The organism is Ancylobacter sp. VNQ12, from assembly GCF_049445835.1.
GTDB lineage: Bacteria > Pseudomonadota > Alphaproteobacteria > Rhizobiales > Xanthobacteraceae > Ancylobacter.
Genome location: NZ_JBMSDU010000001.1, coordinates 592,385 through 604,139, shown reverse-complemented (window position 1 = coordinate 604,139; position 11,755 = coordinate 592,385). Strand labels below are relative to the sequence as shown.

At 68.0% G+C, this 11,755-nt stretch carries 13 protein-coding genes; 5 read left to right on the top strand and 8 right to left on the bottom strand.

What is annotated here, in order from left to right:
- Positions 1-5: 5 nt before the first annotated feature.
- The 4 genes from ACO2RV_RS02800 to ACO2RV_RS02785 are packed head-to-tail and all read left to right on the top strand — an operon-like array spanning position 6 to position 3,127.
- Positions 6-959 carry an alpha/beta hydrolase gene (locus tag ACO2RV_RS02800; RefSeq protein ID WP_423289564.1) on the top strand — a complete coding sequence of 318 codons (954 nt, stop codon included), beginning with the start codon at positions 6-8 and terminating at the stop codon, positions 957-959.
- Positions 949-2,202, top strand: coding sequence for a GNAT family N-acetyltransferase (locus tag ACO2RV_RS02795; RefSeq protein WP_423289562.1), 1,254 nt, complete (start codon positions 949-951; stop codon positions 2,200-2,202). Before ACO2RV_RS02800 ends, ACO2RV_RS02795 begins: the two co-directional genes overlap by 11 nt.
- Complete coding sequence (locus tag ACO2RV_RS02790) at positions 2,202-2,657, top strand: EamA family transporter (protein ID WP_423289560.1); 456 nt, start codon at positions 2,202-2,204, stop codon at positions 2,655-2,657. The genes ACO2RV_RS02795 and ACO2RV_RS02790 overlap by 1 nt, the downstream gene beginning before the upstream one ends.
- The gene (locus ACO2RV_RS02785) at positions 2,657-3,127 is read left to right on the top strand and encodes a DUF2147 domain-containing protein (RefSeq protein ID WP_423289558.1); all 471 of its coding nucleotides are present in this window, start codon (positions 2,657-2,659) and stop codon (positions 3,125-3,127) included. The genes ACO2RV_RS02790 and ACO2RV_RS02785 overlap by 1 nt, the downstream gene beginning before the upstream one ends.
- Positions 3,128-3,136: 9 nt before the next feature.
- Here ACO2RV_RS02785 and ACO2RV_RS02780 read toward each other — a convergent pair whose 3' ends face one another.
- Both ACO2RV_RS02780 and ACO2RV_RS02775 read right to left on the bottom strand, forming a co-directional pair.
- Positions 3,137-4,255, bottom strand: a complete 1,119-nt coding sequence (locus tag ACO2RV_RS02780) for an FAD binding domain-containing protein (RefSeq protein ID WP_423289556.1) — start codon at positions 4,253-4,255, stop codon at positions 3,137-3,139.
- Positions 4,256-4,267: 12 nt separating this feature from the next.
- Complete coding sequence (locus tag ACO2RV_RS02775) at positions 4,268-5,464, bottom strand: MFS transporter (RefSeq protein WP_423289554.1); 1,197 nt, start codon at positions 5,462-5,464, stop codon at positions 4,268-4,270.
- Between the two features lie 129 nt (positions 5,465-5,593).
- Between ACO2RV_RS02775 and ACO2RV_RS02770 the strand changes: the two genes are divergently transcribed.
- On the top strand, positions 5,594-6,490 hold the full coding sequence (locus ACO2RV_RS02770) for a LysR family transcriptional regulator (protein WP_423289552.1): 897 nt from the start codon (positions 5,594-5,596) through the stop codon (positions 6,488-6,490).
- Here the strand turns inward: ACO2RV_RS02770 and ACO2RV_RS02765 are convergent.
- From ACO2RV_RS02765 to ACO2RV_RS02740, 6 genes are all read right to left on the bottom strand, one after another.
- Positions 6,481-7,011 carry a DsbA family protein gene (locus ACO2RV_RS02765; protein ID WP_423289550.1) on the bottom strand — a complete coding sequence of 177 codons (531 nt, stop codon included), beginning with the start codon at positions 7,009-7,011 and terminating at the stop codon, positions 6,481-6,483. The two genes, ACO2RV_RS02770 and ACO2RV_RS02765, sit on opposite strands and share 10 nt — an antisense overlap.
- The gene (locus ACO2RV_RS02760; RefSeq protein WP_423289548.1) at positions 7,008-7,529 is read right to left on the bottom strand and encodes a redoxin domain-containing protein; all 522 of its coding nucleotides are present in this window, start codon (positions 7,527-7,529) and stop codon (positions 7,008-7,010) included. Before ACO2RV_RS02760 ends, ACO2RV_RS02765 begins: the two co-directional genes overlap by 4 nt.
- A gap of 252 nt (positions 7,530-7,781) precedes the next feature.
- The gene (locus ACO2RV_RS02755; RefSeq protein WP_423289546.1) at positions 7,782-8,816 is read right to left on the bottom strand and encodes an extracellular solute-binding protein; all 1,035 of its coding nucleotides are present in this window, start codon (positions 8,814-8,816) and stop codon (positions 7,782-7,784) included.
- A gap of 41 nt (positions 8,817-8,857) precedes the next feature.
- Positions 8,858-9,658, bottom strand: coding sequence for an ABC transporter permease (locus ACO2RV_RS02750; protein WP_423289544.1), 801 nt, complete (start codon positions 9,656-9,658; stop codon positions 8,858-8,860).
- Positions 9,651-10,571 (bottom strand): ABC transporter permease, encoded by a 921-nt coding sequence (locus ACO2RV_RS02745; protein WP_423289542.1) that lies wholly within the window; start codon positions 10,569-10,571, stop codon positions 9,651-9,653. Before ACO2RV_RS02745 ends, ACO2RV_RS02750 begins: the two co-directional genes overlap by 8 nt.
- A 2-nt stretch (positions 10,572-10,573) precedes the next feature.
- Positions 10,574-11,683 (bottom strand): ABC transporter ATP-binding protein, encoded by a 1,110-nt coding sequence (locus ACO2RV_RS02740; RefSeq protein ID WP_423289540.1) that lies wholly within the window; start codon positions 11,681-11,683, stop codon positions 10,574-10,576.
- Positions 11,684-11,755: the final 72 nt, after the last annotated feature.

Below are 11,755 nucleotides of genomic sequence, written 5' to 3'. Positions count from 1 at the left end.
TTACCGTGCCCAAAGCCGTTGCCGATCATTCCCTTCTGTATGAGCGCGGGCCCGTCGGCGTGCTGCTGATCCACGGCCTCGGCGGCACGCCCGTCGAGATGCGCGACATTGCGCGTCGCCTCGCCGCTGCCGGCTACACCGCCATGTGCTGCCAGCTCGCCGGCCATTGCGGCAGCGAAGACGACCTGTCCGCGACCAGCTATGAGGACTGGTACGCCAGCGCGCTGGAGGCGCTGGGCGAACTGGAAAAGCGTTGCTCCTACGTGCTTGTCGGCGGGCTGTCCATGGGCGCGGTGCTGGCGGCGCTGCTGGCGGCGCGGGAGCCCCGACGGGTGCGGGGCCTCATCATGCTGGCACCCACCCTGGCCTATGACGGCTGGTCGATCCCGAAATACAGCTTCTTGCTGCGATGGGTGATGAACACGCCGCTCGTGCGCTACTACCGCTTCGAGGAGCGCGAGCCCTTCGGGCTGAAGGACGAGCGTGCCCGCGCCATGGTCGCTCAGTCAATGCGCGGCGGCAACAGCGCCGAGGCTGGGCTTTTCGCCACCCCGGCCCTGGCGCTGCGCGAGCTCTCGCGGCTCACCTCCACCGTCAAGCAGCTGCTCGGGCGCATCCGCCAGCGAACCCTCGTCGTGCATGCAAGGCACGACGATATCGCCAGCCTCGACAATGCGATAACCCTGCAACGCCACCTCGGCGGCGTGGTCGACACCATGGTGCTGGAGGACAGCTACCACCTCATCACCGTCGACCGGCAGCGCCATCTCGTGGGCGAGCGGGTCATCGAATTCATGGCGCATTTTGCCCGTGACGCGGAATCCCAGAGCGCGCCGCAGACCGCCGTGCCGGCACCGATCCGGGCGGCGGTGGAGCTCGAGGACACGCGCGCCGCGCGCGAGGCGGACGACCTGCTGGGCGCGGGTGCGGTTCCGCTGGGAGCGGGGCATGGTGCCTGAATCGCTGGCCTTCGATGCGTTGGGCGGGGGTATGCGAGGGCATTGCACACCGGCGGGCATCGCCGTGGGAGGCGTTGTTTCCGGCGTGTCCGCTCTCTCGCGCGACGACTGGCAGACATGCCGCCCTGGCGATGCCGAGGGCTGGGACTATCTCGTCGCCTGCGAGACCGGTACGCCGGAAGCCTTCGGCCTGAGCGCGGCGCGTGTCGAGGCGGGAGGCGCCTTCCTTGCCGGCGCGCCGCTGTTCACCGTCGGCTACCGGCTCGACACGCCGTTTCAGGAGGAGGCCGGCACCCCCGCCAGCAGCTTCCTCGCCCGTCTCGCGAAAGCCGGCGCGCGGGCACTGGTGCGCGGGCAGGAATGGCGGCTGCTGGCGGTCGGCTCCCCCTTCACCGAGAGCTGCCCGCTCGTGCTCTCTCCCGCCCTCGATGAGGCCGGCCGGTCGGTGGTGCTGGGCGAATTGCTGCGCGCGGTCGAGGCGGAGGCGCGCCGGCAGAAGGCGTGGCTGATCGCCTTCAAGGACATCGCCCCGTCCGACATGGCGCTGGTCGGCCCGGCGCTCATGGCGGCCGGCTATGTCGCGCTGGAGAGCCTGCCGCATGCGGTGCTCGACCTCGACGGAGTCGCGGAGGTCGAGGGCTGGCTCGCAAGACTTTCCTCCGCCACCCGCAAGGACCTCAAGCGCAAGCTGAAGCGCGCCGGCCGGGTGGAGGTGGAATGGCGCTCCTCCCTCGCCGGGCGGGAGGGCGAGGTGCGCTCACTCTATGAAAGCACCCGCGCGCAGAGCCATGTGCATTATGGCGACTTCGAAGACCTGCCGGACGGCTATTTCGAGAATGTCGCCGCCGCCCTGCCCGACAAGGTCGCCTTCGCCTTCTACCGCGTCGACGGACAACTTGCCGCGTTCAACCTGCTGCTGATCGAGCCCGACCGGGTGATCGACAAGTTCCTCGGCATGGCCTACCCGCTCGCCCGCGACAACGACCTCTATGCGGTGAGCTGGGCGGAGAATGTGCGGCTGTGCCTGCGGCTGGGACGGCGCTATCTTCAAACCGGGCAGACGGCCTATGCCTCCAAGCTGCGCTATGGCAGCGGGCTCATGCCCTCGACAATCATGGTCAAGCACCTAAATCCAGTGCTGCATGCCGCCGTCCGCCTGGCGGCGCCGTGGTTCGGCTTTCCCCGCTGGGATCCCGACCTTACGGCCTACAGGCGCCGGGCGGGGTTGAGAGTTCCCGCGTGATGAGAGTTCCGCCCACCCTTCGCTTTCCGATGCTTGTCGGCGTCTATCTCGTGGTCGACACCGGGACGCAGATCGCCTTCGAGGCGACCTCGCGCGCGATCGGCGACCTGCCGCTCGGGCCGGAGTTCCTGCAAGCGGTCGCCGCGACGCCGGCCACCTGGGTGGCGGCGCTGTTGTATTTCGCCACCTATGCCTCGTGGATCCTGATCCTGAAGTTCTCCTCGCTCGGCAAGGCATTCCCGCTGACCACGCTGAGCTATGTCACCGTGCCGCTGGCCGGCTGGCTGATCTTCAACGAAGGCGTCGGGCTCATCCCCGCCATCGGCATCGGGCTGATCCTGGCCGGCGTCTGGCTGATCGGGCCCGAAGCCGAGGAACGCGAGATCGCCGCGCCTCAGCCCGCCCCGTCCGACGCCGCGAAACCCCAGGCGGCCACGCCTGCCACCGGAGCCTGATGATGCGCCGCTGCCTGATGCTGTCCGCCGCCGCCCTCGCCTTGTGGGGAGCGGAGCCGGCGCGCGCGTCGAGCGAGATCGGCGGCGTCTGGCTCACCGACGACGGCGAGGCGGCCATCGAGGTCGCGCCGTGCGGCGGCGACCTATGCGGACGCATCGTGTGGCTGAAGACGCCGACCGAGGACGGCCAGCCGCTGCGCGACGACAACAACCCGAACAAAGGCGCGCGTGACAAGCCGATCTGCGGCCTGCGCATTCTCGGCGGGCTGAAGCCGAAAGGCGGGCGCTATGAGGGCGGCTGGGTCTATGACCCCGAATCCGGCGGGCGCTATCGTCTCTCCGCCGAGCTCAGGCCCAATGGACGGCTCGCCATCATCGGCTTCCTCGGACTTGAGAGCCTGGGCGAGACCCGCGAATGGCGCCGGGCGCCGGGCGGGCTCGGCCGCTGTTCGGCCTCGGGCAGCGGCTAGGCCGCGGCCTCAGCCGAGCGAGCGGCCGAGGCGCTGGCCATAGGCGACGATGGAGCGGCCGACCGAGGCCCGTTCGCCTTCATAGGCCGCCAGCGCAGTGGTCAGGTCGTCCTGCGCGATCAGCGCGTCGCGCAACGCCATGGCGTCGCCCGCCGCCTTGGCGACACCCATCGCGGTGTGCGGGCGGGCGACAAAGGCGGCATCGCCCAGCAGCGCGATCCGCCCCGCCACCATGCGCGGCGTCGCATAATCGAAGATGGCGTGCAGGAAAGGCCGGGGCTCGGCGCGCACCGCCTCGCGGAACGAGGCCGGCAGCACGTCGCCGGCAGCCGCCCGCATCGCCTCAACCACCTCTGGCCGCACCCGCCCCGGCGCCAGCGAATAGGGCCGTCGCCGACCGTCAATGTCGGTGAGCACCTCGCCGAGTTCGTCGGACGTGTAGCGCCGGTACCAGACCCAGTTGTAGCGCCGGCGCCCGACCGTCGTCGCCCCGTCCGCCCCGGCGACGAGATAGCCGAGAATGTGCGAGCCGGGCATCTGGTAGAAGGCGAAGCGCTCGAACAGCTGGTCCGCCGCCGCGCGCGGCATGTCGGCCTCCGGCACCAGGCCGCGCCAGGTGGCGTAGCCGACGTAATCCGGGCACGAGTGCGGTCCCGCCACCGCGCCGCGCACCAGCGAGCCGATTCCGTCGGCGCCGATGACGAGGTCCGCCCACTCCACCCCGCCATCGGCGAAATGCACGCCGGCGGCTTCGGCATCCTGCGTCACCGCCACCACCGCCCGCCCGCCGACATAGCGCTCGTCCGGCAGCAACTCGCGGAAGCTGCGGAACAGCACATCCCAGGAAAGCTGGGTCTGCGGCATATGCTGGCGCTCGATGATCTCCCCTGCCCGGTCGAGATAGATCCGCTCCGGCGCGGTCACGCCGATGCGGGCGACATGCTCGAAGCCGGCCTCGCGCAGGATGGCGAACACCTCGTGCTGGGCGACGAGGCCGGCGCCGCGCCCCTCCAGCCCATGGATCGAGCGCTCATGCACCGTGACGTCGAAGCCGGCACGGTGCAGCAGGGTGGCAGCGAACAGCCCGCCAATGGAGCCGCCGACGACGATGATGCGCTTTGCGTTCATGACGCTCTCTCCTCAGCCGCGACGCCGGCGCGCGGCATTCAGCTGAAGGCCGGATGCGAGGAAGGCGAAGGCGATGCCGAGCCCGCTCACCGCGTGCCAGCCGCCGGCGTCCCAGGCCAGCGTCGCCGTGGCCGAGCCGAACGCGCCGCCGAGGAACATCGCGCCCATCAGTACGGTGTTGAGCCGGGCCCGCGCGGCAGGACGCAGCGCGAAGACGATGTGCTGGTTCGACACCAGCGCGCTCTGCATGCCGAAATCCAGCAGCACCACGCCGACCACCAGCCCGGCCAGCGAGCCCCACAGGCCGAACACGATCCACGAGGCCAGCGTGACCACCGCGCCGAGCAGCACCGTGCCGGTGGCGCCGTGCCTGTCGGCGAAACGCCCGGCCAGCGGGGCCGCGAGGATGCCGACCGCGCCGACGAGACCGAACAGGCCGGCGATGTCGGCACCGAAGCCGAAGGCGGGCTGTTCGAGCCGGAAGGCAAGGATGGTCCAGAACACGGTGAAGGCGGCGAACAGCGCGGCCTGCGTCAGCGCGGCAAGCCGCAAGGCGGGGAACTCGACCCAGAGATGGCCGATGGAGCGCAGCAGCCGGCCGTAATTCATGTCGGAATCCGGCGCGCTGTGCGACAGCACCAGCGCCATCAACCCGGCGGCGGCTAGCGCCATCGGCACGGCGAGCCAGAACATTTCGCGCCAGCCGGCATGGGTGGCAACGAAGCCGGCAAGCGTGCGGCTGAGCAGGATGCCGGTGAGCAGGCCGGCCATAACGGTACCGACCGTGGCGCCGCGCCGTTCCGGCGCTGCCAGATGCGCCGCCAGCGGGACGATCTGTTGCGCCACCGTCGACAAGAGGCCGATGACGAGCGACACCGCCACCATGGCCGCCGCGCCGGGAGCGACGGCGGCGAGGGCGAGCGTGCCGGCCAGCAGCACGAACTGGAGGATGATCAGCCGCCGCCGTTCGACGAGATCGCCGAGCGGCACCAGCAGGAACAGGCCAAGCGCGTAGCCAAGCTGCGTTGCCGTCGGGATGGCCCCGGCGAGGCTGCCCGGCAGGTCCTGCTCGATGACCGCAAGCATGGGCTGGTTGTAATAGATGTTGGCGACCGCGACGCCGGCGGCGGCGGCCATGGCGAAAGTGGAGCCGAGGCCGAGGGCCGCCTTGGGGCTCACCTCGCCTGCGATCGTATCCGGCACGGACATGGGTCTTCTCCCGCGCCTCGCCGGAGGAATGGCGAGGGGAATTGGGTTTCGTTGATGTGAGAGATAGACCAACGCCGAATTTGTTATAGTGTCCTTCGCTGATGCACGATTATATCGAGTTTCGTTATCATGGATTTTACCGCCCTCGCTTTGCTCAGTGAGACCGCCACCGCCGGCAGCCTGGCGGAGGCAGCGCGTCGGCTGCGGCTGTCGCCGATGAAGGCGACCCGGCTGATCGCCGCGCTGGAGGACGAACTCGGCACGCGGCTGTTCCACCGCACCACCCGCGCGCTGTCTCTGACCGATGAGGGGCAGGTGTTCCTGCCCCATGCCCGCGCGCTGCTGGAGGAGCAGGCCGCGGCGCTGGCCAGCGTGCGCGGCGCCCGCTCGGGTCCTTCCGGCCTGCTGCGGGTCAGCGCCTCGCTCGCCTTCGGCCGGCAGGTGGTCGCGCCGGCGGTGGTGGCGTTCATGGCGCGCTATCGGCAGGTGCAGGTCGACCTGCAGCTGACCGATGCGCTGGTCGACATCGTCGCCGACGGCTTCGATCTCGCCATCCGCATCGCCGAGCTCGGCGACAGCAACCTCATCGCCCGCCGCCTCGCCGACAATCCGCGCCGTCTCGTCGCCGCGCCGTCCTATGTCGAGCGCCGCGGCACACCCACCGCGCTGGCGGAGCTTGGCACCCATGAATGCCTCACCAGTTCCGCGCCGGCGCGCTGGAGCTTTCGCAACGCCGACGCCACCCGTCAGGTCAGGGTGGCGGGCCGCTTCACCGCCAACTCGATCGACGCGATCCACGAGGCCTGTCGCGGCGGGCTGGGCATCGCCAACCTGTCGGCGTGGGACGTCGCCGCCGATCTCGCCGAGGGCCGGCTGCGCGCGGTCGTGCTCGACGACGCCGAGCCGGAGCCGCTCGCCATCTGGGCGGTGTATCCAAGCCGACGGCTGGTGCCGGCCAAGGTGCGGTCGTTCATCGAGCTGCTGGCCGGGCGGCTGAAGCCCGGCCCGGCCGACGCTCACGCATAGGCGCGGGCCACGCGCTCGATCACCTCGGCGAGCGACTGCGCGTCGCGTGGGCCGTCATAGCGCTGGCCGTTGATGAACAGGCATGGCGTGCCGTTCACCCCCCTGTGCAGGCCGTCGACGAAGTCCTGGCGGATCTTCTCGGCATGGCTGCCTTCCAGCGCCGCGACGACATGCGCCCGGTCGAGCCCGATGACGCGGCCATAGGCGATGAGGCTTTCATCGTCGAGTGCATCCTGGTGCTCGTAGAGGATGTCATGCGCCTGCCAGAACAGCCCCTGCGCGCCCGCCGCTTCCGCGAAGGCGGCGGCATGGGCGGCATGGGGATGCGCCTCGGTGAGCGGGAAGTTGCGGAAGACGACGCGCAGCAGACTGCCCATGGCGCGCTCGACCACCTTCAGCTCGGGGTAGAACTCGCCGCAATAGGGGCATTCGAAATCGCCATATTCGACCAGCGTGACCGGCGCGTCGGCATGGCCGCGCATATGGTCGGACGGGCCGACGGGCGGGGTGAGATGGCTCATGACACGGCTCCCATTTCCTTGGGGGTAGCGGCGGGCGGGGCGGCAAGCGCCTCAAGCGCGGCCAGAATGCCGTCGGCGCCCGGATTGATGCCGACCGGGGAGACGTAGCTCCAGCGGACGGTGCCCTCGCCGTCGAGCACGAACAGCGCTCGCTCGGAGGTGCCCTCATGCCGGCGATAGACCCCGAACGCCTGCGCGACCGCGCCCTTCGGCTCGAAATCGGCCAGCAGCGGAAAGTGCAGCTTGCGGTCGGCGGCGAAGGCGGCATGGCACCAGACACCGTCGGTCGAGATGCCGACGAGCTGCGCGCCATAGCGGTGGAACTCCGGCAGCACCTGATTGTAGAGCCCCATCTGGTCGCCGCAGACCGGGCTCCAGTCGGCGGGGTAGAAGGCGAGGATGACCGGCGCGCCCTTGAGATCGGCGAGCGAAAGGAACTGGTCCGGCGTTGCCGGCAGCGTGAAGCCGGGCGCCGGCTCCCCGGCCTTCAGGGCGGTTGGTAACTGCGCTGGCTCCATGGCCCATCTCCCTCTGGAACGATCTGCGCCGCCGATGCGGGGCGGCCGCTGGTCCGCAGACGTTAGGGTCAGCGCCCTCCGCACCGATATCGGCCGTTCGGTTGGCCACGCTATACGTTGGGGTGCCACGCGCCGGCAGCGGTCGGAAACAGGAAAGCCGCCCGTGCGCGGGGCACGGACGGCTCTCGATGTTCGTCAGAAGCGGGCATGCGCGGGGCGACGACGGATGCCCCCTGCCCTGCGGCGCTCAGCTCACTTGTTCACGTCGGTCCAGATGCGGGTATAGAGCTCGTTCACCTCCGGCGGGCAGGCCTGCAGGAACTCGCCGGCCTTCTCGAACTGCGCGGGAATGACGAGTTCGGGCGCGTCCTTCATCTCCGCCGGCATGAACTGCGCGGAGCCCTTGATGCCGTTGGCATATTTGGCGAAGGCCGAGATCATCGCCGCGTTCTCGGGCTCCATGATGAAGTTCATGAACAGCTTGGCGTTCTCGACATTCTTGGCGTCCTTCAGGATGGCGACGCTGTCCATGAACAGCGGGTAGCCTTCCTTGGGATAGCCGAAGGCGATGTCCGGGTTCTTCAGGCGCGAGCGCAGGATGGCGCCGTTCCAGTAATAGACGCCGGCATAGTCGCCCGAGGGCAGCTTCTCGGTGACGCTGTAATCCATGGCGAGCCATTTCGGCTTCGCCTCGACCAGCTTGTCACGCACCTTCTTGAGCACTTCCTTGTCGGCCGTGCACCAGCTGCCACCGAAATACTTGATGGTGGCGAACAGCACGTCGCTCATTTCCGGCTCGACATTGATCTTGCCGACCAGCTCCTTCGGCGGATCGAGGAAGATCGCCGAGGTGTTGATATCGCCGCCATAGACCTTCTTGTTCACGCCGATGCCGCTCAGGCCCCACTGCCACGGAACGGTGTAGTGGCGGCCCGGATCCCACTGAACGTCCACCCAGCGCGGATCGACGTTCTTGAAGTTCTCCATCTGGTCGGGGCGCGCTTCGAGCAGCAGCCCTTCCTTGATCCAGATCGGCACGTAGTTGGCGGAGGGCACCACGATGTCGAAGCCATGACCACCGGCGCGCACCTTGGCGAGCGCGGTGTCGTTCGAATCGTAGTCGGTGACCGTGACCTTGACCTTGTACTTGTCCTCGAACTTCTTGATCATCTCGGGGCTGGTGTAGTCGCCCCAATTGTAGATGTTGAGCGCGCCCTCGGCCGCGGCACTGCCGGCAAAACCGAGGATCGCCACGGCCGCGCTGGCCGCCGTCATCTTCCAGTTCATGTTCCGTCTCCGTAGGTTTTGTTGTCTTCAGGTCTTTGTTTTCAAGTTTTCTTGCGGTTGATGAAGAAAAATGCCGTCACGAGCAGAACGGAAAGAGCGAGGAAGGCTGTCGCGATGGCGTTGACCTGCGGGGTCACCACGCGGCGGAGCTGGCCGAGCATATAGGTCGGCAGCGTGTCCTGCCCGCCCGACTTGACGAACTCGCTGATGACGACGTCGTCGAGCGAGATGACGAAGGCGAGCATGAAGCCGGCGATGATGCCGGGGCGCAGCAGCGGCAGAGTCACCCGGCGGAACGCCTGCCACGGCGTGGCGTAGAGATCGGCCGCCGCGCGCTCCAGCGAGGAATCCATGCTCTCCAGCCGCGCCCGGATCGGCAGATAGGCGAAGGGGATGCAGAACGCCGTATGCGCCAGGATCAGGTAGCCGAGGCCGGAATAGCCAGTCCACACCTTGATGCGCGAGAACACGATCAGCAGCGCCACGGCGGTGACGATCTCCGGCACCATCAGCGGCTGGTTGATGAAGGCGTATTTGAGCCCGAGGCCGCGATAGGGTTCGGTGCGGGTGGTGGCGATGGCGGCCATGGTCGCGGCCGCCGTGGCGATGGTCGCGGCGAAGGCGGCGATCACCAGCGAGCGCCATGCCGCGTCCTTCACCGCCTCGTTCTGCCAGGCATCGTTGAACCAGCGCAGCGAGAAGCCGCCCCAGACGGTCAACGACTCGCTCGCGTTGAAGGCGTAGGCAACCAGCGTGATGATCGGCAGATAGAGCAGCGCGAAGGTGAACATCGCGATGGTGCCGAAGCCGGGCTGGCTGCGTATGTCGAAGCGCCTAGCCATGCTGCGCTCCCGAGCGGGTGGCGTTGCGCACATAGACCATGAGAGCGAGCATCACGAGCGCCATCAGCGTGATGGACAGCGCGGCGCCGAGCGGCCAGTTGCGGCCGGCGCCGAACTGCAGCTCGATCAGGTTGCCGAGCATCATGTTCTTGCCCCCGCCCAGCACGCGCGGAATGACATAGGCACCGAGCGAGGGAATGAAGACGAGGATGGAGCCGGCGACGATGCCCGGCATCACCAGCGGGATGATGATGCGCCGCAGCACGCTGAGCCGGCCGGCATAGAGATCGTAGCCCGCCTCGACCAGGCGGAAGTCGATCTTCTCCATGCTGGCATAGAGCGGCAGCACCATCAGCGGCAGGTAGACATAGACCATGCCGAACAGGATCGCCCAGTCGGTGTACATGATCTGCAACGGCTGATCGATGATGCCGGCGGCGCGCAGCAGCGAGTTGATGATGCCCTCGTTGCGGATCACCTGCTGCATGGCGAAGGTGCGGATCAGCAGGTTGGTCCAGAACGGGATGGTCACCAGGAACACCCAGACCTCGCGGGTGTTGCGCGGCCGGGTGGCGATGAAATAGGCCGTCGGGAAGCCCAGCACGAGGGTGGCGAGGGTGGTGATCACCGACAGCCGCAGCGAGCGCCAGACGATCGACAGATGCGCGTCGGCGAGCGAGAGCGTGTCGTCGAACATGTCGCGCTGGAACAGCACGGAGAACCACCCGTCCAGCGAGAAGACCGGCTTCACATCGCCATAGTCGCCCTTGGCCATGAAGGAATAGGCCAGCATCACGAAGAGCGGGCCGGTGGCCGCGACGAAGATGATGATCAGCGCCGGCGCCGACAGCAGCCAGCGCCCGCGGATTTTCTCCCGTTCCGCCTTCCTCGCCGTCTCGGCAGCGCTCGCCATGGTCAGTCTCTCAGAACCTGCGCCGCATCGGACGCGATCTCGATGCCGGCGCGGTCGCCGACCGCGAAACCGCAGGACTGCGTGCGGCTGTTCTGCTGGCGCACCATGAACAGCTCGCCGCCGTCGAGCTTGATGTGGATATGCGTGTCGGTGCCGAAATAGACGACGTTCTCGACGAGGCCCGAAAGCTGGCCTCCCCCGCCCGGCACCGCCCGCGCATGTTCCGGGCGGACGACGACAGTGACTTCGGCCCTCGGCACCAGCCCTTCGGCGACGGTAGCGGCGATCTCGACGCCGGATGTCAGCCTTACCCGCGCCACGCCCTGTTCAATGCCGAGGATGGCGCCAGTGAGAAGGTTGGTCTCGCCGATGAAGTCGGCGACGAAGCGGTCGGCCGGCTTGTCGTAGATGTCCCAGGGCGAGCCGATCTGCAGCACCTTGCCCTTCGACATGACCGCGATGCGGTCCGACATGGTCAGCGCTTCTTCCTGGTCGTGGGTGACGAAGACGAAGGTGATGCCGGTCTCGTGCTGCATGCGCTTGAGCTCGATCTGCATCTCCTTGCGCAGCTTGTAGTCGAGCGCGGAGAGTGGCTCGTCGAGCAGCAGCACCTTGGGCGCCGGCGCGAGCGCACGGGCGAGCGCCACGCGCTGGCCCTGGCCGCCGGAAATCTGGTCGGTGCGGCGCTGCGCCAACTCCTCCATGCGCACCAGCTTGAGCATCTCGCCGACGCGCCGATCGATCTCGGCCTTGGGACGACCCAGCATCTGCAAGCCGAAGGCGACGTTCTCCCACACGGTGAGGTGCGGAAACAGCGCGTAGCTCTGGAACACGGTGTTGATCGGCCGCTTGAACGGCGGCAGGCCGGCAATGTCCTCGCCATGCAGCAGGATGGCGCCTTCGGTGGGGAATTCGAAGCCGGCGATCATCCGCAGCAGGGTGGTCTTGCCGCAGCCGGAAGGCCCGAGCAGCGTGAAGAACTCGTTCTCCCGGATCGACACGGAAACATTGTCGAGAGCCCGGAGGGCACTCGGCCCCTGGCCGAATTCCTTGACGATACCCCTGGCCTCGATGGCGACGCGCTTATCCTGTGCCGCGGCAGGCTCCGGCATCATACACCCGTGATTTTATTGCCGTTCTCTGGAAGACACCCGCTCATCGCGTGCGCCGCTGTTCTGATTTTC